We start from the raw sequence: 22,389 nt of genomic DNA, 5'->3' as shown, positions 1-22,389 counted from the left end.
TGAATACCCCATTTTCACTCCTTACCTGTTTGAATTCACCTGTTCGTGTCGATTCTACTTGTTCGCCTAAAAGATATCAAATGGGTTCTATAAAACTGGCGGATGAATAATCTGAAATAGCAAGGCTCATTAATGGAGTTCAGAAGCTCATTAATGAAGCTCAAAGACTCATTAATGGAGTTCAGAGGCTCATTAATGGAGTTCAGAGGCTTATTAATGGAGTTCAAAGACTTATTAATGGAGTTCAGAGGCTCATTAATGGAGTTCAGAGGCTTATTAATGAAGCTCAAAGGCTCATTAATGGAGCTAAAAGGCTCATTAATGGAGTTTAGAGGCTCATTAATGAAGCTCAAAGACTTATTAATGGAGCTAAAAGGCTCATTAAGTAGATAAACAAAAAAATTTACAGTCATTGCGATCGCACCCTTCGCAGAGCATATCGTAGAGAAGTAGTTCTAGGCGTTGCGATCGCTTTATTTCGCTTTGCTGCATTGGCAATGACATTGTGTAATTAATTATGTTGCCTACTTATTAGACTATGATTTGAATCCCAGGCGGGTAATGCAGCCGGTGCAGATTACCTAAATTACTGAAACCAACGGGAGACAAAAGCAACCATTCTCCTGAATCAAGGCTGACGATTCCGCCGCAAGTCTTCCAGATTTTCACGAAAGGTTATTGTATTGGGATGATTTGCCCCCAACAGTTTTTCAGCAATTTCTAAAGCTTCAATATATAAAGGTTCGGCATCACTGTACCTTCCCTGTGATTTGTAGAGGAGTGCCAAATTGTTCAGGCTAGTAGCCACATCAGGGTGTTCATCCCCCAGCAGGCGTTTTGTCATCGCCAAAGCTTCGATTAACAAAGGTTCGGCATCGCTGTACCTTCCCTGTGAATTGTAAAGGAGTGCCAAATTGTTCAGGCTAGTAGCCACATCAGGGTGTTCATCCCCCAGCAGGCGTTTTCTCATCGCCAAAGCTTCGATTAACAAAGGTTCGGCATCGCTGTACCTTCCCTGTGAATCGTAGAGGAGTGCCAAATTGTTCAGGCTAGTTGCCACATCAGGGTGTTCATCCCCCAGCAGGCGTTTTGTCATCGCCAAAGCTTCGATTAACAAAGGTTCGGCATCGCTGTACCTTCCCTGTGATTTGTAGAGGAGTGCCAAATTGTTCAGGCTAGTTGCCACATCAGGGTGTTCATCCCCCAGCAGGCGTTTTGTCATCGCCAAAGCTTGGATATACAAAGGTTCGGCATCGCTGTACCTTCCCTGTGAATCGTAGAGGAGTGCCAAATTGTTCAGGCTAGTTGCCACATCAGGGTGTTCATCCCCCAGCAGGCGTTTTGTCATCGCCAAAGCTTCGATTAACAAAGGTTCGGCATCGCTGTACCTTCCCTGTGATTTGTAGAGGAGTGCCAAATTGTTCAGGCTAGTTGCCACATCAGGGTGTTCATCCCCAAAACGTTTTCTAGCAGCTGATAAACATTGCTCATGCCACGGTAAAGCTTGCACGTAAGCCCCTTGACCTTCGTAAAATCTACTCAAGCCTACAAAAGGCCAAATTAAATCATCATCGCTTAACCAAGCTTGGTAAACTGTGGCAGCTTCCGCAAGGTGAGGGATGACAAGAGTTGCTTGACCAATTTCTATCAATGTGGGTGTCTGAGGAATATCTTTTGCTACGGCTACCATTGCTTGACAATAGCCACGCTTGAGTTCATCTGCTTCAGCCAAATCTTCTAACTTCTGCTGCAATAATTCCCGAATGCGATCATGAACTTGGTAGGTGTCCTCTGCCAATTCTTGCAGCAAATAACGCTCAACTAAAACAGCGCAGTTATCTTTAAAGTCAAATTCCAAATGGCTAGCACTTGCTGCTGATTCTACCAAAGACCAAGGGATAGGAGCCAAAGCAAACAAACTCAACAGACAAGCCAATTTTTGCGCTTCTGGTTCCAAGCTTTGCCAATTCAACTCAAAAGCTGCTGCTACACCAGACTCGCCTGCTGATGCTTGCTTTTGTAGTTGTGCGAGAATGTCTGCTAGCATCATACTCCTCCTGGTTTACGGTATATAGCCGCTATTTGGTAAAGTCCAATGGGTATATAATCCACATATTCACAAAGTATTTTTGCTTTATCTGGCTCCTGCTTAACTAAATCTTCTCCCAATAGCTTTGCTAATAATTCTAAAGCTGCATCTGGTGACAATTTACCTAACGGCAGTGAGGTATATATTAACCCTGTGTTTAGACGAGTGGTAATTAACACCTTAAACCGAGAACCTTTTGGTGGTAGGTATGGTTGAATTTGTTTCCAGTCTTTAACATCATCAAATATTAATAAAACTTTGCCTGCTTGCCAGTTCTTCCAGCAATATAAAACTTTACCTGTCGTATCTAATTGCTCAGGAGGATTGAAGTTAGATAAACAAAACATTGCAAAGTTGATTAACTGGGTTCCTAAATCACTCCCTTGGGCATTTAACCAACAACACCCACCAGAATAATCTTCCAAGTATTGCCATGAGTATTGAATAGCTAACTCTGTTTTACCCACGCCACCTTGCCCAATCACATCGCTAATTGCCACAATATCATTTGCTTGCAATAGCTGACACAATTGTTCTATTTGCTCATCCCTCCCAACAAACTTAAGAGCTTGACTCTGTGGGATATTATGCGGGATATCAAACGGGTTGAAATGAAATGTTTCGATATTTCCATCCCAACTGCGGGAATAAAAATAAGTTGGCAGTTGTTTTTTATCTAAATCGTTAAATTGCTGCTGAACTGCCTCAGTAACTTCCCTCATATTCGGGGGAAAACTCCCATTAGCTGCTGCAAAAGCCTCCCGCACTGCTTGAGAAAAATATCCTGTTTTATTTTCAGAATTTACCTTAGCTTTCTCTCCTTCCCGCGTAGCCAGTAACACAAATTGTTGACTATCTGGCTTTGGCTGTCCACTCAAAAAAGTTTTGCCACCTAAGTTAGTTGGTCTTCCCTTCGACTCTAAAACATAATTGGCACAGGCATCAATAATACAAATATGATTCCGAATCTGAAATTTATCGGAACCCAACAAAACTAATAAAGAATTCAAATCTAAATTCTGCCAATTCTGTTTATTTGCATCAGCACAAAGCAACCGCCGCTCTCGTTCTGAGGTAATCAAACCATGTCCCGCCCAAAAAATGTAGAGTAAATCCCCCGACTTTGGGGATAAAAAGTTAGTCACAATCTCGAAGATATTTTGCTCTATTGCTAACTCTACAGTTAATCCACATTCCCCAATTACGTCTGATACAACAAAATATCACCAGGAACGGGAGAATATTTATCAGTTACTTCCAAGCGATTTCCTTTGACATAATTTGTTCCTATTGGTAGCGCAAGTTCAACAAGTGGCTTTAACAACCAACCAATTAATCCTAATTCTGCCTCTCCTAAAGCTAGAGTGAGCAATTCCCCAATTTGATCTCGCAATTTTGCATCGGTAAGTACCGGGGGAAATTTTTCTTGCTCCTCACAAATCAACATTGCTTGAGCCAAAATTGCCCTAGCAATTGGTGCATAATATTCACTTAAATCAGATTCAGTAACTGTAAGCAATGCCTGATGATATGGTTCACTGCGGATAACAGTCTCTCGCGCTTCCTCAAATACCTCTGCAATTCCCGCCTCTTGTAACTTAGCTTGCAGTTCCAATCCAGGAGTGAAACTCGCTACATGAGATTGTAAAATATCTCCTGGTTGTTCCCCAAAGGGATTTTCTTCTTCAATCGGTTTCAAAGACAACAGGCGTAACTCAAACAAGGGATCGCGGTATAATTGCCCCCACAGTATAATATCTGCGTCTTCTTCTGCTTGAGATAAAGCCAGTGTCGCATCTTCCAAGGGTACTGATGCCCGATGATCATTGAACTTTGCACCTAATTCACCCCAAAGGCAGCGAGAAACTTTGATATCAGGACGTTGGGCGTGAATCTTTTGCTCAATTATCTCAAAGGTTTCGTTGTATTCTCGTTCCCTAATGCCTGTGCCATGTACAAATATTACGGTGGTCATTGTGATATGGGTGGCTAGCGATGCCTGGGTTGGGCTATGCCTACGCAAAGCTTTCCTCTGTATTATTCCTTACTACTTTCTCTAACACAAGTTGATTTCATTCACTTGATTTATTAAAAACTTCTAAAATCTGTCGGCAAATCTGTTTGAGCTTATCTCCAATTTCATCCGAAGGCGAAGATGCGCCGACAATACTCCAGTTTTCTACCGTAGAAAGTCGCCACGCTTCGCCACGATGATCAAATCCAGCTATCTCCACACCGATCGCACGGCGCGAATTATTGATGGGATCTTGATAAAATCGGATTTGAATTAAAATACTACGACTTCGCCAAGATTTGCTGATACCAGGAAAGTGAAAGCCAATATCTATAGAGTCTGGATCGACTAATTCCCTAGTTTCTGGGTCATTTTTCCAGGGTTTGAGATCAGATTTGGCATCAGGAAACTCGAATTTGAACAAATTAACTACCGTAGCAATTTTGCTGGCGAGTTCAAGGTTAGTTGCTTGTTCAGATGCATTCACTAAAAATACTCCTATATTGTGTCAGCGTCTGGGGGAATTTGAAGACAGTAAAACCGCCAGAAGGCTTATCATATTGGTGTTTCAGCTTATCAAGACCTTTGAAATTTAGCAACTTTAAATCATCCTTCCCTAACAATCCTGGTTACTAATTAGATGCCAAAAATCGCTTCTTGTTGGAACTGGCTAACACCTATTAAGTAATTATACTTAAAAATTCCTTAAAAGCAGATGAAACTCTGCCCTTTGTAAAAAATATCAAAATTTTCTGCAAAATCCTTGGCTGACAAGAATCTCCAGTCAGTTCTACTTCAGAAAACTGAAGGCAATGAATCTTTCGGCGAACTTTTGTGGTGATTGGGAGAAACTGGGCTTCAAAGCTGTGTGCTGCTTACCAGCCGGGAAAACCTGCCGAAATCGCTGCCACCGAAGGTAATGGTTTCCCAGTTCGGACTCTGGCTTTATCAAGATTAGAAGTCACAGCAGTACCCGTATTAATCTGTCGGGACTCAGTTGCACGTTAGGTTCTGTTTTTAACCTTTCTGCTAATTGACTTTTCGCGTCTTACCATCCGTAACTGCGATTTGCGATCGCCAAAGCAAGAAAAATGCATCGGCTTGCATTGTTAATGCATCAGTTGCCTTGTTAATGGACTGGCTTGCATTGTTAAGGGACTTCCAAAGAATAAAATCACCAACCAAATATAATAATTATAATCATTGTTAAGGGAAGAAGAAGCCGCCGACGTCGGCGGCTTCTTCTTCCCTTTTTTGTAGTACATTAATTGAGGTTGACATTTTGGGTCTTTGAAGTGTCAATAGAATTAACTAATCCAGTCATAAAATTGTTCAAGGAAACAGCAAGCCAACTCAGCCATTCCTCTTACACAATTAATAGCACTTGATGAGAAGTTATTGAGAGTCACAAACTTGAAGTTATGATTGCAGTTTTGATGCAGCAACCGTTTGAGCTACGTTCCCTTGTGACATTGGTCAGTGTAGATGTGTGGGGCGGTTTTGCCAAAGTCATTTTTGAAGAGGTCACTGGATGACAAAAATAGATTTGATTTTTTATAGTGGTGGTGGTGGACACCGCAGCACTGCAAATGCTTTGTCCCAAGTCATCAACAAGCAACAGCCGAACTGGCAACCTAAGCTAGTCAATATTGAAGAAATTGAAAATATAGAGCATGCGGATATGTTCTACAGAATGACTGGTAAGAATGGAAATGATATCTACAACCTGGTACTAAAAAAAGGCTGGACATTCCTCATTCCATTATTTCCATTACTTCGGACTTTGGCAAAGGCAAACATTCGTCAAAATTCTTCTGAGCTGATAGCTCTGCTTGAAAGTCACTGGCGGAAGAATCAGCCGGATTTAGTAGTATCCTGCATTCCATTTTATAACCGAGTACTTAGGGAAAGCTTACAAAAAGCAATACCCACAACACCCTTCGTCACTATTCTTACAGATTTTGCGGATTCTCCTCCTCATTTCTGGATAGAACCAGAGGAGCAATTCTTAATCTGTCCTACTGAACAGGCAGTCGAACAAGCACGCGCGTTGGGGCATCAGGAAAAGCGAATCTTCCGCACATCAGGATTGGTCATTAATCCCCGGTTCTACAATCCCATTACTGTTGATCGCCGAAGCGAAAGACAACGCTTGGATCTAGATCCAGATTTGCCCACTGGATTGGTTCTGTTTGGCGGTTATGGCTCTAAGGTTATACTCGAAATTGCCCAACGTCTCGAATGTTTTCAAGACAAGCTCCAACTCATTTTTCTTTGCGGGCGAAATGAAGAGTTAGCTTCAGCACTCCGTCAAAGTCAAGGTTTTCAAAAGCGGTTTGTCACTACCTTTACTGAAGACATTCCTTATTACATGCATCTTGCCGATTTTTTTATTGGTAAGCCAGGACCTGGTAGCCTCAGCGAGGCTACGGCGATGAAGTTACCTGTGATTACAGAACGCAATTCTTTCACTATGAGTCAGGAAAGACTCTCTTGTGAATGGATTACGGATAAAGAACTCGGGATTGTAATTTCTAATTTTCACAATATCGAGCGGGCTGTCGAAAAGCTAATTCAACCAGAAAACTATTCTCACTACCGGGCTAATCTCAACACCCTTAATAACCAGGCTGTATTTGAAACAGTTGATATTTTGGAAAAAATTTTGAAAGCTCCTATTTAAGTAAGGATTCAGGTTAAGGGACTTCCAAGCAATAAAATCACCAGGTACAAGAATGATAATCATTGTGAGGGTGGGGAAGTAGAAACAGCGACGGCTGCTTCTACTTCTTCCTTTTTGTAGTAAATTTAATTGTCACTTTAATTTTTGGGTGGAGAGGAGTGTTGATAGAATTAACCGATTCAGCCAAAAAATTGTTTAAAGAAACAGTAAGCCAACTCAAAGGTGCAGCAAGGCGGCGCTTTCAAGCACAAGTTGATGATTATCATTATTGTTTGAATATCGTCTTATGATTTTTATTGAGTAATTTATTGCTTGGAAGTCCCTAATGCTTCGGTCGCCTTGTTAATGCATCCCGACGCAATGCCAATGCATTCCAAAGGAATGTTATATGCGTTCTCCTGCATTAAAAACGCTACGTTTTTACACAAAACTGTACTAAGCGACACCTTTGGTTCAGGAAGTTTCAGAAGGCTTTGGGTATGGCTTGGTCACTGGAATCATCGGGCGATAAACATAAAAGTAAGGTAATTGCAGGTAGCGACTTATGTCATAAAGCCTTGTGGCAATGGGTTTTACTATAATTGAACCCAAACAATTACGCCTTAGCGATCGCATAGTACACGTTGGGCGAACCACTAAATACTGAGAAAACTGCCGGCCGCCCGGTTAAGTTGGTGAGGATGAAAGTTGCAGCCAGGCAGCGCGGTTTGGTTAAAAGTTGACTAGAGTGAACGATAAATTGCGCTAGCGATCTAAAATGACACTGGTAATCGGTAAACAAAAAGTAATTAAGTTCAGTGTATGGCGCGTCAACGCTCGATTTTTTCATTTGTTCTAGTATTATTGGCCACATTCCTCATTAGTTGTGGCGGTTCTGGTGTCGCGGTGGCACCTCCAACTTACACAGCAACGCAACTTGAAAGAATTCAGGCATACGTTCCTGAAATTCAGGCTGTGCGCGATCGCTCACAAGAGTTGAAAACCCTGATCCAAAGAGGTGATTGGATCAACGTGCGTAACTTTATACATGGCCCAGTAACAGAAGCAAGGCTGAACCTGACTTATGTCACTCCCAATCTTCTACCCAAAGACCAACCCCCAGCACGTCAAATAACGCGAGATTTGTTTAACGACCTGGTTAAACTTGATAAAGCTACTAGTGCTGGCAATGCTGAAATTGCCTTGAGTAACTCCCAAGCTGCTTTTGCAGACATTGACAAATTCCTCGATCTGCTTCCTAAAACAGAAAAGAGTTAGGAATTAGGAGTTAAGAGTAGAGACGCGACGCCAGTCGCTACAACGGGGGGAACCCCCCTTCGGATTCACCAGTCGCCTACGGCGGGAAACCCGCCTACAGCGCTGGATTCACCGCAACGCGCTGGCTCATTAATCGCGTCTGTACAAGAGTTAGGAGTTAAGAGTTAGGAATTTTAAATTTTTAACTCCTGACTTCTAACTCATAACTTCTCACTTCTAACTCTAAGCACAAGTCATGAATGTAGTTATTATCGGTTGTGGTGTAGTTGGGGCTGCGATCGCCTATGAACTGAGTCAAGTAAAAGGGCTGAAAATTACAGTTTGCGATCGGCAACCACCAGCACAAGCTTCTACGGGCGCTGCACTTGGCGTTTTGATGGGCGTAATCAGCCAAAAAATCAAGGGTAAGGCTTGGCAGATGCGGCAAACTAGCATCCAACGCTATGAAACCTTAATTCCTGAACTAGAAGCTTTAACAGGTCGCAAAATCCCTTTTAATCGCCAGGGAATTCTCAGTCTGGGTTTGGAAGAGGAGAATTTAGCAGCATGGGAAAAACTTGTAGAAATTCGCCACTCTCAAGGCTGGCATTTAGAAATTTGGGATACGGCTAAACTTCAGAATATGTGTCCTCAAGTTGATGTCTACGACGGGCTGCGCCTACACAAAAAAATTACTGGCGCTGTGTATTCTCCTCAAGACCGTCAAATTGATCCAACTGCCCTCACGTTAGCTTTAGTTGAGGCTGCCCAGCAAAACGGTGTAACTTTCAAATTTGGTGTGGCTGTTTTGGATACTCAAACTTCAGCACCTGAGTCTTCCCCACAATTTTGCAATCAACTTGAGACTACAGAAGGAAAAATAGCCGCTGATTGGTTTGTAGTCGCAGCTGGGCTAGGTTCAACACCACTGACAGCAAAATTAAATCAACTGATTGATATCCGTCCTGTACTAGGGCAAGCGTTGCAATTACGTGTAGGACATCCATTAGGCAATCCAGACTTCCAACCGGCAATTACAGGTAATGATGTCCATATTGTTCCTGTGGGCGGGGGAGATTATTGGGTGGGTGCGACAGTGGAATTTCCCAGCAATGGAAATGAGTCCAGTCCGTTGCGGGGGTTCCCCCCGTTAAAGGAACTGGCGAACCCGGAGGGTGAGATACCGCCAAATCAAGAACTGCTGGAATCTCTTAGAGAACAAGCGATCGCCTTTTGCCCAGAGTTAGCCACAGCAACTATTCTCCGCACTTGGTTGGGGTTACGTCCCCGTCCTGAAGGACGCCCAGCCCCAGTTATTGGTAAGTTGCCAGGGTTTAGTAATGTCCTCCTAGCTACCGGACACTATCGCAACGGCGTTTTACTAGCACCCGCCACAGCTTATGCAATTCGTGAGATGATTATTCCTCAGGGAGTGGGGAGATGAGGGAGGCAGGGGAGACAGGGGAAGCAGGGGGAGAAAGAATAACTAATGCCCAATCCCTTTTATAAAAAACATCTTTGCGCTTTTGCGTGAGGCTTTTACATTCAAAATCCATAGGGAAATAGCGTGTCAATAACAGAACATAAAATCAATGTAGATTCACTGGAATGGTTTTATCGCGAATCTTCACCAATCGGTAGAACTGACTTAGCGCCTGTGTTGTTGCTACACGGCTTAGTTTCACAAAGTTATAGTTGGCGTAATATTATACCTGCTTTGGCGAATCAGGGTACAAGAGCGATCGCCCCAGATTGGATTGGTTACGGCAATTCTTTAAAACCAGAAAAACGAGATTTTGCTTATACTCCTGATGCTTTTATTACAGCTTTAGAGGGATTTGTCAAAGCGCTAGAACTTGAATATTTTTCTTTAGTTGTACAAGGCTTTTTAGGTTCTGTAGGACTACAATATGCTTTGCGTCACCCAGAACAAATTGCCAATTTAGCTATTCTAAATACACCAATTTCAACCGCTGCTAAATTACCCTGGAAAATTAAACAAATGGGTTTACCTTTGGCAGGTGAAGTCATGACCCAAGACCCCCTATTAGTTGACCGGACGCTAGAAGGTGGTAGCCGTTATCGCATCGGAGATAAGGATTTAGATATTTATCGCAAACCATTTTTGAAAGCTTCTGCATCTGGTCGAAGTCTCTTATCAAGTATTCGCAATTTACAACTTGATTCAGCAATGACAGAAATCGAATCTGGCTTTAAAGAATGGCAACAGCCAATTCTGGTTCAATGGGGGATGATTGACCCTTGGTTATCTGTAGACATTGCCCAAAATTTTACAGATTCTGCACCAAATGCTGAATTAATAAAACTTAATAACGTCGGACATTATCCTCAAGAACACTACCACGAAGCGATTTTGGAAGACCTATTACCTTTTGTGCGTCGGAAAGATACTCATTAACAATATACCTTTGGCAAAAATCGATATTATAAAAATGAAACCAAGATTACTACAGATAAATATCTATGGTAAAAAATAAATTTGGGATTTTTGCTAGATTCATAAATGTTATCCCAATACGGTTCGGTTAAGGCAAGAGACGCGATAAATCGCCGTCTCTACAAAGGACTGATTATTGTAAAGACGGCAATTTATCGCGTCTTTGCGAACTAGGGTGTGTTGTTATCCCCGCCGGCATTTGTGAACTTTTTATTATTATTAAAAATGGCTCACAATCACAAGTAAAGGAGATTGGAATTAATGGCTTATTCATGGTTTAAAGCATTTCATATTGTCGGATTTGTAGTTTGGTTCGCTGGTTTGTTCTACCTGGTACGTCTTTTTATATATCATGTTGAAGCGAACCTTGAACCTGAACCAGCACGAACGATACTGAAAAATCAGTATCAAATTATGGAAAAGCGTCTTTACTATATCATCACTAACCCAGGAATGTTCCTGACGATCGCAATGGCCATCGGTTTACTAACTACTGAACCGGACGTTTTAAAAGAGGGCTGGTTGCATATCAAACTGTTGTTTGTTGCCATTTTAATTGGCTATCATCATTACTGCGCTCGGCTGATGAAGAAATTAGCAGTAGATGAATGTGGCTGGAATAGTCAGCAATTACGTGCTTTAAATGAAGCACCGACAGTTATGTTAGTAGCGATCGTCCTGCTGGCTGTGTTTAAGAATAATCTACCTACGGATATCACTGTCTGGGGCATTTTTGCCATGATTATATTGATGGCAGTCACTATTCAACTTTACGCCAAAAAACGCAGGCAAGATAAAGAGAAGCTGACGGCACAGATAGGGCAACCACAAGAACAAGGTTAGACAAAGTTGCAGTCTCTACACAAAGTAGGGATGCATATTTGTGCGTCCCTACCAAACGTTGCATCACAATAGCAACTACTACCAATTACCTATTAAGCTAATCCACATCTAGTTTTCCAATTGGACGTTCTCTGGGTATAAGTTTCAGCCTCTAAATTGTGCAAATTAAATGTGGAATAGCTTACCTCATCCTGGAAACTTTTTGAGTAGATCATCCCCAGGAATTACGGTAGTGTAGAAAGCATATTTGTGATTAGCAAGATAACGGCGGTCTTGTTTAACAATCGCCATAAACTCTCTATGTCCCTCACGAGTCCGTCCTACTAAACAACCCGCACTAGCAAGACGAATATCATTCCTGGGGAAATCAAAGCCGTAGTGTTGATTCACAGAAAAATCATCACCTGTATCAAGTTTGTCGCCAGTCCGTTTAAAATCTTGGTTGAAATCTCTACAAACAGTTATATCTCCAACTTGCACTAATGCTTCGTGAGGCTCTGCTGTGCCGTGGATGCCAACAGCCCAAGCTTTGTATTGTCCAAACTGAATCCTAGCTGCTCCTTTAGGATTCATCGGATGATAAGTATAGTAATTCCCTGGTTCTGTAGTAGCTTCCCAGTGATCTACGATTTTGGGAACACCATTTACTACTTCAATGACAATCCGCCGATCATTAAATTGATTGGGTGTATCACTGTTGAGAGTCCAGTCTGCATCTATACCCTCTACATAAACAATGTTGTATTCTTTTGGATTGGTAAATACCTGATAACTTTTAGATTGCAAGTATTTCACAATTCTGCTGGCAATATCATTACCAAGTTTTAAGGGGGGTTTAGGAAGATCGTCTATTTTGGTTTCAATCAGTTTCTTGGCTGTGATTGCTCCTAAAAAGTCATTCTCTCCAGTCTTTGCTAATTCTTGAAATTTTTTGAGAGATATTACAGAAACAGGGCCAAATTTCCCATCGGCTGGAGGTTCCAGCAAATCTAAGCCGATTAATAGTATCTGAATCTGACGAGACAATTCTTCATCTTGTGCGATCGCATCAAATGACCATTTCTTCTCTTTTCCCAAGAAATCTTGTAGTTTCATTATGCACCTGCTTTCATTTACTCACTTCTAAGTATAAACATCATTTTCAAGATTGATGTTGTTTGAAACTATACTCTTGTCTGAAATATGATGTCACAATTTTTACTATTAATTTATGATTCAGCACACAAAAATTCACAGAGATTATACTGAACAAAAAACTATTTATTGGCAATATATATTAAATTTTTTCCGTAATATGGTTCAAGTTCAGAGGTTGAATGGTGAACGATTTCGTAGGGGCGTAGGAGTCTGCGATGATGTCTAAGGGCGGGCTACGCTAACGCACATTGCCTGAATGCAATCCTTAATACAGGCTAGATTATTAATTAGCTCAATTTCTCTGCTGCGCGTCCAAGCAGCAACTCGTCGTCAGGCATCGCCTCTGTAAAACCCGAAATGACTAACGAAGAACTGCTGGAAATTATTGAACAAGCTGTCAGAGACAAGGTGACAAAATTAGACCTTTCTGGCGAAGGCTTAACAACGCTGCCACCGGAAATTGGCCAACTCACCAACCTGCGATCGCTCCACCTTGAAAACAATCAACTGAGCAGGTTGTCACCAGAAATAGTCCAACTCACCAACCTGCAAACACTCCACCTTGAAAACAATCAACTGAGCAGGTTGCCACCAGAAATAGTCCAACTCACCAACTTGCGATCACTCCACCTTGAAAACAATCAACTGAGCAGGTTGTCACCAGAAATAGTCCAACTCACCAACCTGCAAACACTCCACCTCGAAAACAATCAACTGAGCAGTTTGCCCCCAGAAATAGTCCAACTCACCAACTTGCGATCGCTCCACCTTGAAAACAATCGACTGAGCAGTCTGCTAGCAGAAATTGTCCAACTCACCAACCTGCAAACCCTCAATCTCCGCAGGAATCAACTGAGCAGTCTGCCACCGGAAATAGTCCAACTCGCCAACCTGAGATCGCTCAACCTCAGCAGGAATCAACTGAGCAGTCTGCCATCTAAAATAGTCCAACTTACCAACCTGCAAACGCTCAACCTCAGCAGGAATCAACTGAGCAGTTTACCATCTGAAATAGTCCAACTTACCAATCTGCGATCGCTATACGTCTGGGGTAATCAACTGAGTAGTCTGCCACCGGAATTTGTTCAACTCACAAACCTGCAAACGCTCTACCTCTGGAGTAATCAACTGAGCAGTCTGCCATCAGAAATAGTCCAACTCACTAACCTGCGATCGCTCAACCTCAGCGACAATCAACTTAGCAGTCTGCCACCAGAATTTGTCCAACTCACCAACCTGGAAACCCTCAACCTCAGCAGTAATCAACTGAGCAGTTTGCCAGGGGAAATAGTCCAACTTACCAACCTGCGATCGCTCAACCTCAGCGACAATCAACTGAGCAGTCTACCACCGGAAATTAGGCAATTAACAAACTTGAAAAAACTGGATCTGCGTGGAAATCCAATCCCCATTCCACCAGAGATTTTGGGATCGAAGAGTTTATTTGAACAACCTGGTGATGTGAATGAAATTCTGGATTTCTATTTCCGGGGGCAAGATCCAACTGAAACTGAACCCTTCTACGAAGCAAAATTCTTGATTGTTGGCGAAGGGGGAGCAGGTAAAACCTCTTTAGCCAAGAAAATCAGCAATGAAACCTACGAACTCCAGCCAAAAGAAAAATCAACCGAAGGCATTGAAGTCATCCAGTGGCACTTCACACTGCCCAATGGCAAAGATTTTCGCGTCAACGTCTGGGACTTTGGTGGTCAATCAATCTACCACCAAACCCATCAGTTTTTCCTTAGCAAGCGTTCTCTCTATGCCTTAGTTGCCGATACTCGCAAAGAAAACACTGATTTTTACTGGTGGCTGAAGGTTGTCGAACTCTTGAGTGATAAAAGCCCAGTTTTCATCATCAAAAACGAAAAACAAGACCGTCAGTGCGAAATCGATGGGGGGCAGTTACGAGGAGAATTTGACAACCTCAAGGAAATTCTGGCAACCAATTTAGCTGATAATCGCGGTTTAGTAGAGATTAAAAAGGCTATTGAGTTATACATCAGCAATCTTGACCACGTTGGTACACCTCTACCAAAACTTTGGGTAAGAGTCAGAGCAGCCTTAGAGAACTATTCGAGAAATTACATCAGCGTTGAAGAATACTTTACTCTTTGTCGAATCAATAATTTAACTGATCGTAAAGACATGCTGCACTTGAGCAGCTATTTACACGACCTCGGCGTTTGTCTTCACTTTCAAGAAGATTCTACACTCAAACACTACGTCATCCTCAAACCAGAATGGGGAACTATTGCCGTTTACAAAGTTTTGGACAATCAAACTGTCAAGCAAAATCTCGGTTGTTTTACCAAAGACGACCTCAAAGATATTTGGCAAGAGGATGAATATGCTGATATGGGAGATGAACTCCTGCAATTAATGATGCGGTTCAAGCTTTGCTACGAAATTCCCGGTCGTCGTGACATTTATATTGCCCCACAATTGCTTTCCATTGAAAAAGCTGATTATACCTGGGATGACACAAACAACCTCATCCTCCGCTACATTTATACATTCATGCCTAAAGGCATCCTCACCCGGTTTATCGTCGAAACGCATCCTTGGATTGAACAGCAAAAACTCGTTTGGAAAAATAGTGTTGTTCTGAACAAAGACCAAACTTGTGCTGAAATCATTGAAAACTCCAATCAACGCGAAATTAAAATCCGTGTAGCCGGAAACCGCAAAAAAGAATTGATGGCAGTCATCACCCATGAACTTGAAAAAATCCACAACTCTTACGAACGTTTGCAATATCAAACTTTAGTTCCTTGTAACTGCGAAACTTGCAAAAATCTCCCTACACCTTATTCCTATTCTCTTGACAAACTCAACAAACGTTTGAGCGCTGGTCGTTACCAAATTGAGTGCGAAAATAGCTATGAAATGGTGGATATCCGTAGGTTAATTGATGATGTCATGTTGCAACCCGATAGACCAGATAAGCAACTCAACCCCCAGGTTGCACAGTTGCAAAATGAACTGGAACAAAAAAGAGATGAATCATTGACACATCGACTACGAGATAGCAATCAAGAAGAAAAACCTATCATGAATAGTCAATCTGCAATGGAGTTCGAGAAGGAAATTTTCATCTCTTATGCTTGGGGTGGAGAAAGTGAGCAATTTGTCAATCAACTGGATGAGACTTTGCAGGCAAAAGGAATCAAAATCATCAGGGACAAACGCGATTTGGGCTACAAAGGATTAATTAAAGCCTTCATGGAACGGATTGGACGCGGTAAATGTGCGATCGCAGTTATTAGTGACAAGTATTTAAAATCTTCCAATTGCATGTTTGAGCTAGTGCAAATTGCTAAAAATGGTGAATTTTATAATCGAATTTTCCCGATTGTGTTAGCAGATGCCCAAATTTATAAACCTGTTGCAAGACTTAAATATATTAAGCATTGGGAAGACGAAATTAAAGAATTAGACGAAGGGATGAGAGAAGTTGGTGCAGCTAATTTGCAGGGATTTCGTGAAGAAATTGACCAATACACTGAGATTCGCAACACGATCGCCGAACTAACCAACTTGCTAAAAGATATGAACACGCTCACCCCTGATATTCACAGCGAATCAGACTTTGAGTCATTGCTGAATGCGATCGCACAGCGTTTAGATGAGTAAAAATAACCTATTGATTAAGCTCAGAGGTTGAGCAATGTCTCCGACAAGCTAGACTTACGCCCTTTTAACTAGACAATTTATCTTCTAAAGTGCAAGTTTGAAGTTCAAAAGTAGAATGATGAGGGTTAAAGGCGCAACTTTGAGGATTAAAGGTGCAACTGCGAGGATAAAAGGTGCAACTGCGAGGATTAAAGGCTCAACTTCGAGGGTTAAAGGTGCAGCTTTGAGGGTTAAAGGGGCAATTTCGAGGGTTAAAGGTGCAACTTCGAGGGTTAAAGGCGCAACTTCGAGGGTTAAAGGTGCAACTTCGAGGGTTGAAGGTGAAGCGATCGCCCTTTTAACTCGACAATTGGTGTTAAAAGGTGCAATCTTCGAGTTCAGAAGTTAAACAGTGAAGGCGAGATTTTGATCCCCCCTAACCCCCCTTAAAAAGGGGGGAACTAGAATCGAGTGCCCCCTTTTAAAGGGGGTTGGGGGATCTAAAAGAACGGGAAATTGAATGTTTGAGCTTAAGTTGACACCAATGAACAATGTTGTGCCCCTACCTGCATACCTCATTTACCTGAAAAACGCTGTATGTCAGCGTGGCGTAATGACCGACCATACTCTAAAGCTTCCAAAAATACTGGTTCATCAGAGATTGAGCCAATAACCTTTTCCAGCCAATTACTAGAGGTAGGCGCATTAATGACTCGATGTTTGATATCTGCAACTGTTTGTTCAAGAGTCGCTAAACGTTGTTCAAAATTTGCTTCATCTAACATAATTTTCTTTGATAATTTAGTTTCAATGGTAATGCTTATCCGCGCCTGGACAACGCGGATGAGCATTTTGTCCATCACAACAAACTAAGGTTAGGTGTAGCTATGCTTTTAGTGTGGTAAGCGTTTTTGACACCAACCCAGTTACTAGCAATTGGCATTCCCCAACCAGTTCCAAAGGCGCGATCGGTGATTTTTAAGCCGGGGGGTGCTTGTCGCCGTTTAAATTCAGCTCGCGCCACCATTTGAATTACTCTGTCTACAATTACCGGCTCGTGACCGGCTGTAACAATTTGCGCTGCTGATTGGTGATTATGAATTAGACGTTGCAAAATATCGTCCAAAATTTCGTAAGGCGGTAGAGAGTCTTGATCAACTTGACCTGGTTTGAGTTCGGCGCTGGGTGGTTTAGTCAAGACGTTTTGCGGAATGATTTCGCGTAGGCGTAGCCCGTCGTAGACATCACGATTTAACCATTGGCAAAGTGAATACACACGGGTTTTAGGAACATCTGCAATTACTGCTAACCCGCCATTCATATCGCCGTAGAGGGTACAGTAACCAACCGCCATTTCTGACTTATTACCCGTAGATAGGAGAAGATAGCCAAATTTATTAGCGATCGCCATTAATAAATTACCGCGAATCCGAGATTGGATATTCTCTTCTGCCAGTCCAAACTCAGTACCTGCAAACAAATCGCCTAATGTTTGATCAAAGCCTTGCATTAACTCCCTAATCGGTAAAAGATTAGTCTTAATCCCCAAATTTTCGGCTAATGCCACAGCATCACTAATGGAATGCTCCGAACTATAAGGGGAAGGCATGAGAACACCAAGGACATTTTCTTTACCAAGTGCAGCAGTTGCGATCGCAGCTACTATTGCAGAATCAATCCCGCCACTTAGACCCAATACTACTTTAGAAAAGCGACACTTGCGAGCATAATCTCGAACTCCTAAAACCAAAGCTTGCCAAATTTCTTCATCTTCCGATTCATACGCAGGTGCTAGAGAACCCAGCTGTAAATCCCGTTGCGCCTCATCAAATTCGACTACTACTAAATCGGTGTCAAAACCACGGGCGCGACAGATAATTTCACCTTGACGATTCAAGGCAAAACTACGCCCATCAAAAATTAGGTCATCATTTCCGCCAACCTGATTAGCATAAATAATCGGTTGTTGAAAACGGACTGCACTATGCCTGAGCATTGTTTCGCGAAACTGCTGCTTGCCGACAGTGTAGGGGGAAGCAGACAAATTTACAATCAAATCTACACCCAAAATTGCTAAGTCAGCAATCGGATTTACTGCATAACTCCGTTTCCCCCAAAATTCTTCATCGTTCCATAAATCTTCGCAAATAGTTACGCCAATATGGATATTATCTAGAGTGAAATAATTAGCTTGCAAGCCTGGTTCAAAATAACGACGTTCGTCAAATACATCGTAAGTAGGCAAAAGTCGTTTGTGAAAAAGTTGTTTGACCTTGCCATTCTCTAACAAAGCCATACTGTTAAATAATGTTTTACCGCCAGTAATAGACGCTTTCAGGTTCTGTTCAACAGTTCCTACCAACACAGCTAAATTTGGTGGTAAATCCTGGGCCAAGTTTTGTAAAGTGATGCCCATCGCTTCCACAAAACTAGGATTTAGTAATAAATCCCTTGGTGGATAGCCACACAAAGAAAGTTCTGGTGTCAACAACAAACGCGCACCGCTAGATGCAGCTCGTTGTGCCGCCTCTAGGATTGTCTGGGCATTTAAAAGCAAATCACCAATTGTCGGATTAATTTGAGCGATCGCAATTTTCATTTTGTTTGTTATTAGTCATTGGTCATTGGTCATTTGTCAAGAGTCATTGGTCATTGGTAAAGGCTCAAAATAAGTGACTCTGAACTTGAGACTTTTAATTCTGGACTTTGGGTAGAGATTGGTTAAATAAACACCAAAGCTTTATCTTTTAAGGGAGCAAAAGCTTCAGCATCAAACTTATACAAACTAGCTGGACGACCAGCACCCCGTGATACCTTAATTCCGGTATCGCATAAAAAACCTAATTTGAGTAGACGCGCCCGAAAATTAGAATAATCGGAAAAGTTGTCACCTAAAACTGTGGCGTATAACTGATATAAATCATTTAAGGTGAACATTTCTGGCAAGACTTCAAAAGCCACCGGACTATACTCTAGTTTATTTCGCAACCGCCTGTGCCCATAGGCGAGAATTTGATTATGGTCAAAAGCTAATTGCGGCACTTGTTTTACCGGATACCAAGCTATGCCAGTCATGCGATCGGCAATTAATTTGGCTTCCTCAAATCGCACTAGCGCAAAGTAACTAACTGATAGATAACGCACACCATAACTATTGGTTGCTTCTCGTGGATCGCGATTCGGTCCTCCAAAGGTATACAGTTGTTCTAAATAGAGATTGTTGACCTTAATTTTCTCCGCCATAATGCGATAGGCGGCATCTTCTAAAGACTCTCCTGGACGCACCAAAGTACCGGGAAGACTCCAATGATTTAAAAATGGTTCTTGCTGTCGCATTACTAGTAAAACTAACAGCCGATTTTGTGCAGTATCTACAGAAAAAATTACATTATCAACACCAACCTTGAAATCAGCCAAAGGTTGTTGGTTTAATGGAGTTGGAATCTTTTTTTGGGAACGTCCTGGCATTCGTACAAATGCTCTCGATTAATATAGGCAACTACAGGGGCTGTAAGGGCTTGAGAATCTCCATATTCGCGGTACGCTGTTGAGGAAACATCTAGACCGGTCAGACTAGCGATCGCAATCTTCCCTCCCAGCTTTTGCACTACCTCTGAACTAGACTCATCTATTGCATATCCCGGTCGTGGCACGATCAGTAGTTGCACTTCCTGTAACAAATCTTCAACGCGATACCAATGTGGTAGCTGACTCAGTAAATCTGAACCAATTACCAACGTCAATTCAGCGTCCTCACCCCAAGTAACTTTCGCTTTTTCTACTGTTTCCAGTGTTCTGAAGCTACTCAATTCTTGTTCCAAAGCAATATTGTGCCGTGGCACACCTATATCCGTAATCAACAGTTGCAGCATTGCCGCCCGATGCTCTAAGGGTGTTTGATGGAACTTAAAAGGATTATCCGCTGCCCAAACTGCCACCCAATCATAACGCTCAGATAACCAACTTAGAATTTCTTGATGTCCAGCAGTTGGTGGATCGGCACTAGTACCAAACAAAGCAATTCTCATCATCTTACTTTGCGTCCTTTTCTACAAGACGCTGCGCGTAGCTTGCTTCTTTGTAGGAGTATGCGGTTCGTTTCTTAGTTTCCTCAGTCAACTCTTGCAGTGCGGTAGAAATCTCCACCTGCACCGCCACAGGATGATCTAAATGCCGTGTTTGTTGTGGCAAACTGGCAACTGAGGCGGCAGTACGCTGACGAATTGTTGCCAACGACTCCAACGGCTGCACCCGTTCACCTTCTTGCACTACCAACTGCAACAAAGGTTCTTCGTCCAGAGGACTTTCACCTACTAGTCCCAACCTATCTCCTTTTACCTTACCTCCCGTAAACGAGCGAAAAATCTGCTTGCGTCCTGGATAAGTAATCTTACCACTCGACTGCTTCATCACTGGGATACCATCAATGTCTACAAGTTTATAAACTCCATTTACGGGAGAACCTGTAACTAATCGTGTTCCCAGTCCGTAACCATCAATTTGGGCCCCAGCGGCTTTTAACCTGGCAATTTCCCACTCATCCAAGTCGCCACTGGCAAAAATTGGCACACCGGGAAGAAGCGATCGCACCTGTTTTGACAAGGTAACTAAATCTCCTGAGTCCAGTCTCACTCCTGTTAATTGCATTTCCCCGGAATTTACTTTTTGGGCCAAGCGCTGGGCAGCAGCAACGGTATCGTAAGTATCAATCAACAATGGCGCACCCGGAAAATATCGATGAAATGCACTAAAAGCTTGTTCTTCAGTGCCTTCTATTGCTGACAACGCCATCACCAGGGCGTGTGCCATCGTACCACTTGGCTTTTGTCCCAGTTGTAGCGCTGCTAACACATTAGAAGTGGAATCTAACCCACCTGCCAAGGCCGCCCGTGCCGCCCACAAAGACCCTTGCGGACTAAATGCTCGTCTTGTGCCAAATTCTAAAAGTGTTGCTGACTCCCCCGCGACATCCCGCACCCGTGCTGCCTTTGTGGCAATCAAAGTCTGGTAATTAATCGTATTCAAAAGGTAAGTTTCTACTAGTTGTGCTTGCCAAAGGGGTGCTTCCACCCGCAGTAGTGGTTGATTGGCAAACACAGCCGTCCCTTCTGGTACTGCCCAAACATCACCCGTAAACTTTCCCTCAGCTAAAAGTGACCAAAAGCGATCGCTAGCGTCAGCAAAAATTCCTGTTGCCTGTAATGCCGCAATTTGCGAGGGACTAAAGCGGATTTTGGCTAAATATTCCAATGCCTGTGTCAGCCCCATTGCAATTAAATAACCAAAACCCTCTGGCAAACGTCTTACAGACAATTCAAAGCTTGCCCGTCGTTGTTCTATACCTTCGCCTGTGTAACAAGCTGCCATTGTCAACTGATAAAGATCGGTCAGCAAGCTGTAGTCATCTCCAGAGAGGTTTAGTTCCTGGTTTTGCTGGCTTTGCTGTTTATGTACATAGTCCAAATCTGGCAAAAAAATTGTCATGCAAGAGCTTCCTTACAAGATGCTTCTATTATTTATGGTAATATTTACCATAAATAATGTCAACTCCCGGCGAATATATTTCAGAGATGCTGCAAAACCGGAGATTTATAGGCAAATTAATACTAACTTTATGAATAATTTTATATTTTTTAATAGTAATAGCTAGCAATAATGTTAATTAGACAGGCAGCTAATCAAATAAAATAATATCCTGGGAAAGCTAGTTTTTTGCCAGCCTCTTTCCTAGACTGGGGTTGGAGAAATAACTATGTTACGATTAGGATTAGTGAGAAAAGTTTGACTTTTTGATAAACTAAAGTATTGCGAAGTTATCTGAATAAACATTGCATATATTCTCAATATATTGAGAATTAGAGCCAGTCAACAATATCAGCATTAGAGTATAGGTATCAAAATTAAAACGACTCGAAAAAAGGAGTCAAATATTATGGCTATTTCCCAAATCATTGCGAATATAACCCGGTATATTTCTGAAGCTGCAATGCGGATTTTTGGCCTTAATGATGATGCTTATCCTTCTATTGGCGTACAACCTTTTACAGGTGAGCCTTACGATAAGCGGACGGATGATACTTAGTAGATGTTGAATATATAGTGCTTCTGTGTTGAGTCGAATAGAGACCTAACCCCCAACCCCTTCCCTACGAGGGAAGGGGAGCAAAAATCAAAGCCTCTGACCAAAAAATAATTTGGATACAAGCCCCTAAATTTATTGGTAGTGGTAAATATGTAGTGATAATAAAATTAGGCGCTATAACAAGAATTATAATGATGAATAAAATACCAAATAGCACCAATATGATTATCTA

General features: G+C 42.2%; 23 protein-coding genes. 11 read left to right on the top strand and 12 right to left on the bottom strand.

Annotated features, from left to right (window positions below):
* Nucleotides 1–153 precede the first annotated feature (153 nt).
* Nucleotides 154–393: a hypothetical protein gene (locus V7K48_RS07665; protein WP_335071125.1), complete on the top strand. Its 240-nt coding sequence runs from the start codon at nt 154–156 to the stop codon at nt 391–393.
* A gap of 235 nt (nt 394–628) precedes the next feature.
* Here the strand turns inward: V7K48_RS07665 and V7K48_RS07660 are convergent, their stop codons facing one another.
* The 4 genes from V7K48_RS07660 to V7K48_RS07645 form a co-directional block, all read right to left on the bottom strand.
* Entirely contained in the window at nt 629–2,047 is a 1,419-nt protein-coding gene (locus tag V7K48_RS07660) for a tetratricopeptide repeat protein (protein ID WP_442949423.1), read from the bottom strand.
* Nucleotides 2,047–3,234 (bottom strand): NB-ARC domain-containing protein, encoded by a 1,188-nt coding sequence (locus V7K48_RS07655; RefSeq protein ID WP_335071120.1) that lies wholly within the window; start codon nt 3,232–3,234, stop codon nt 2,047–2,049. The genes V7K48_RS07660 and V7K48_RS07655 overlap by 1 nt, the downstream gene beginning before the upstream one ends.
* A gap of 56 nt (nt 3,235–3,290) precedes the next feature.
* On the bottom strand, nt 3,291–4,064 hold the full coding sequence (locus V7K48_RS07650; RefSeq protein ID WP_335071118.1) for a hypothetical protein: 774 nt from the start codon (nt 4,062–4,064) through the stop codon (nt 3,291–3,293).
* A 97-nt stretch (nt 4,065–4,161) separates the two neighbouring features.
* Nucleotides 4,162–4,590: a hypothetical protein gene (locus V7K48_RS07645; RefSeq protein ID WP_335071116.1), complete on the bottom strand. Its 429-nt coding sequence runs from the start codon at nt 4,588–4,590 to the stop codon at nt 4,162–4,164.
* A 347-nt stretch (nt 4,591–4,937) separates the two neighbouring features.
* Between V7K48_RS07645 and V7K48_RS07640 the strand changes: the two genes are divergently transcribed.
* Complete coding sequence (locus tag V7K48_RS07640; RefSeq protein ID WP_335071114.1) at nt 4,938–5,111, top strand: hypothetical protein; 174 nt, start codon at nt 4,938–4,940, stop codon at nt 5,109–5,111.
* A 21-nt stretch (nt 5,112–5,132) separates the two neighbouring features.
* On the opposite strand, the gene V7K48_RS07635 is transcribed toward V7K48_RS07640, so the two are convergent.
* The gene (locus V7K48_RS07635; protein ID WP_335071112.1) at nt 5,133–5,288 is read right to left on the bottom strand and encodes a hypothetical protein; all 156 of its coding nucleotides are present in this window, start codon (nt 5,286–5,288) and stop codon (nt 5,133–5,135) included.
* Between the two features lie 346 nt (nt 5,289–5,634).
* Here V7K48_RS07635 and V7K48_RS07630 point away from each other — a divergent pair, with 346 nt between their 5' ends.
* The gene (locus V7K48_RS07630; RefSeq protein ID WP_335071110.1) at nt 5,635–6,786 is read left to right on the top strand and encodes an MGDG synthase family glycosyltransferase; all 1,152 of its coding nucleotides are present in this window, start codon (nt 5,635–5,637) and stop codon (nt 6,784–6,786) included.
* 161 nt (nt 6,787–6,947) lie between these two features.
* Nucleotides 6,948–7,076, top strand: coding sequence for a hypothetical protein (locus V7K48_RS07625; RefSeq protein WP_335071132.1), 129 nt, complete (start codon nt 6,948–6,950; stop codon nt 7,074–7,076).
* Between the two features lie 305 nt (nt 7,077–7,381).
* Here V7K48_RS07625 and V7K48_RS07620 read toward each other — a convergent pair whose 3' ends face one another.
* Nucleotides 7,382–7,615 carry a hypothetical protein gene (locus tag V7K48_RS07620; RefSeq protein ID WP_335071108.1) on the bottom strand — a complete coding sequence of 78 codons (234 nt, stop codon included), beginning with the start codon at nt 7,613–7,615 and terminating at the stop codon, nt 7,382–7,384.
* Here V7K48_RS07620 and psbQ point away from each other — a divergent pair.
* From psbQ to hemJ, 4 genes are all read left to right on the top strand, one after another.
* Nucleotides 7,588–8,043: a photosystem II protein PsbQ gene (gene psbQ / locus V7K48_RS07615; protein WP_335071106.1), complete on the top strand. Its 456-nt coding sequence runs from the start codon at nt 7,588–7,590 to the stop codon at nt 8,041–8,043. The two genes, V7K48_RS07620 and psbQ, sit on opposite strands and share 28 nt — an antisense overlap.
* 235 nt (nt 8,044–8,278) lie before the next feature.
* Nucleotides 8,279–9,466, top strand: coding sequence for an NAD(P)/FAD-dependent oxidoreductase (locus tag V7K48_RS07610; protein WP_335071104.1), 1,188 nt, complete (start codon nt 8,279–8,281; stop codon nt 9,464–9,466).
* Between the two features lie 123 nt (nt 9,467–9,589).
* Nucleotides 9,590–10,441: an alpha/beta fold hydrolase gene (locus V7K48_RS07605; RefSeq protein WP_335071102.1), complete on the top strand. Its 852-nt coding sequence runs from the start codon at nt 9,590–9,592 to the stop codon at nt 10,439–10,441.
* 300 nt (nt 10,442–10,741) lie between these two features.
* Nucleotides 10,742–11,323, top strand: coding sequence for a protoporphyrinogen oxidase HemJ (hemJ, locus tag V7K48_RS07600; RefSeq protein WP_335071100.1), 582 nt, complete (start codon nt 10,742–10,744; stop codon nt 11,321–11,323).
* Between the two features lie 186 nt (nt 11,324–11,509).
* Here hemJ and V7K48_RS07595 read toward each other — a convergent pair whose 3' ends face one another.
* Nucleotides 11,510–12,418, bottom strand: a complete 909-nt coding sequence (locus tag V7K48_RS07595; protein ID WP_335071098.1) for a peptidoglycan-binding domain-containing protein — start codon at nt 12,416–12,418, stop codon at nt 11,510–11,512.
* Between the two features lie 399 nt (nt 12,419–12,817).
* On the opposite strand from V7K48_RS07595, the gene V7K48_RS07590 reads away from it, so the two are divergent.
* Both V7K48_RS07590 and V7K48_RS07585 read left to right on the top strand, forming a co-directional pair.
* Nucleotides 12,818–16,096: a leucine-rich repeat domain-containing protein gene (locus tag V7K48_RS07590; protein ID WP_335071096.1), complete on the top strand. Its 3,279-nt coding sequence runs from the start codon at nt 12,818–12,820 to the stop codon at nt 16,094–16,096.
* A 97-nt stretch (nt 16,097–16,193) separates the two neighbouring features.
* Nucleotides 16,194–16,484, top strand: a complete 291-nt coding sequence (locus V7K48_RS07585) for a hypothetical protein (protein WP_335071094.1) — start codon at nt 16,194–16,196, stop codon at nt 16,482–16,484.
* A gap of 166 nt (nt 16,485–16,650) precedes the next feature.
* Here the strand turns inward: V7K48_RS07585 and V7K48_RS07580 are convergent, their stop codons facing one another.
* From V7K48_RS07580 to V7K48_RS07560, 5 genes are all read right to left on the bottom strand, one after another.
* A complete protein-coding gene (locus V7K48_RS07580; protein WP_442949422.1) occupies nt 16,651–16,938 on the bottom strand; it encodes a transferase hexapeptide repeat containing protein in 288 nt (95 codons plus the stop codon).
* Nucleotides 16,935–18,674, bottom strand: coding sequence for an NAD+ synthase (locus V7K48_RS07575; RefSeq protein WP_335071092.1), 1,740 nt, complete (start codon nt 18,672–18,674; stop codon nt 16,935–16,937). Before V7K48_RS07575 ends, V7K48_RS07580 begins: the two co-directional genes overlap by 4 nt.
* Nucleotides 18,675–18,796: 122 nt before the next feature.
* Complete coding sequence (locus tag V7K48_RS07570; protein WP_335071090.1) at nt 18,797–19,543, bottom strand: NUDIX hydrolase; 747 nt, start codon at nt 19,541–19,543, stop codon at nt 18,797–18,799.
* Nucleotides 19,504–20,103, bottom strand: a complete 600-nt coding sequence (locus V7K48_RS07565; RefSeq protein ID WP_335071127.1) for a nicotinate-nucleotide adenylyltransferase — start codon at nt 20,101–20,103, stop codon at nt 19,504–19,506. Before V7K48_RS07565 ends, V7K48_RS07570 begins: the two co-directional genes overlap by 40 nt.
* A gap of 4 nt (nt 20,104–20,107) precedes the next feature.
* A complete protein-coding gene (locus V7K48_RS07560; protein ID WP_335071088.1) occupies nt 20,108–21,559 on the bottom strand; it encodes a nicotinate phosphoribosyltransferase in 1,452 nt (483 codons plus the stop codon).
* Between the two features lie 448 nt (nt 21,560–22,007).
* On the opposite strand from V7K48_RS07560, the gene V7K48_RS07555 reads away from it, so the two are divergent.
* Nucleotides 22,008–22,157, top strand: coding sequence for a hypothetical protein (locus V7K48_RS07555; protein WP_335071086.1), 150 nt, complete (start codon nt 22,008–22,010; stop codon nt 22,155–22,157).
* The last annotated feature ends 232 nt before the right edge of the window (nt 22,158–22,389 follow it).

The sequence above is a fragment of the Nostoc sp. genome (genome assembly GCF_036919615.1).
Lineage (GTDB): Bacteria > Cyanobacteriota > Cyanobacteriia > Cyanobacteriales > Nostocaceae > Nostoc.
This window is presented reverse-complemented; position numbering and strand designations above follow the sequence as displayed.

Bases quoted from the DNA above. Each gene is read 5' to 3' on its own strand.
- V7K48_RS07665 (WP_335071125.1), top strand. From the start codon at position 154: ATGAAGCTCAAAGACTCATTAATGGAGTTCAGAGGCTCATTAATGGAG.
- V7K48_RS07660 (WP_442949423.1), bottom strand. From the start codon at position 2,047: ATGCTAGCAGACATTCTCGCACAACTACAAAAGCAAGCATCAGCAGGC.
- V7K48_RS07650 (WP_335071118.1), bottom strand. From the start codon at position 4,064: ATGACCACCGTAATATTTGTACATGGCACAGGCATTAGGGAACGAGAA.
- V7K48_RS07630 (WP_335071110.1), top strand. From the start codon at position 5,635: ATGACAAAAATAGATTTGATTTTTTATAGTGGTGGTGGTGGACACCGC.
- psbQ (WP_335071106.1), top strand. From the start codon at position 7,588: ATGGCGCGTCAACGCTCGATTTTTTCATTTGTTCTAGTATTATTGGCC.
- V7K48_RS07620 (WP_335071108.1), bottom strand. From the start codon at position 7,615: ATGAAAAAATCGAGCGTTGACGCGCCATACACTGAACTTAATTACTTT.
- V7K48_RS07610 (WP_335071104.1), top strand. From the start codon at position 8,279: ATGAATGTAGTTATTATCGGTTGTGGTGTAGTTGGGGCTGCGATCGCC.
- hemJ (WP_335071100.1), top strand. From the start codon at position 10,742: ATGGCTTATTCATGGTTTAAAGCATTTCATATTGTCGGATTTGTAGTT.
- V7K48_RS07595 (WP_335071098.1), bottom strand. From the start codon at position 12,418: ATGAAACTACAAGATTTCTTGGGAAAAGAGAAGAAATGGTCATTTGAT.
- V7K48_RS07590 (WP_335071096.1), top strand. From the start codon at position 12,818: ATGACTAACGAAGAACTGCTGGAAATTATTGAACAAGCTGTCAGAGAC.
- V7K48_RS07575 (WP_335071092.1), bottom strand. From the start codon at position 18,674: ATGAAAATTGCGATCGCTCAAATTAATCCGACAATTGGTGATTTGCTT.
- V7K48_RS07570 (WP_335071090.1), bottom strand. From the start codon at position 19,543: ATGCCAGGACGTTCCCAAAAAAAGATTCCAACTCCATTAAACCAACAA.
- V7K48_RS07565 (WP_335071127.1), bottom strand. From the start codon at position 20,103: ATGAGAATTGCTTTGTTTGGTACTAGTGCCGATCCACCAACTGCTGGA.
- V7K48_RS07560 (WP_335071088.1), bottom strand. From the start codon at position 21,559: ATGACAATTTTTTTGCCAGATTTGGACTATGTACATAAACAGCAAAGC.
- V7K48_RS07555 (WP_335071086.1), top strand. From the start codon at position 22,008: ATGGCTATTTCCCAAATCATTGCGAATATAACCCGGTATATTTCTGAA.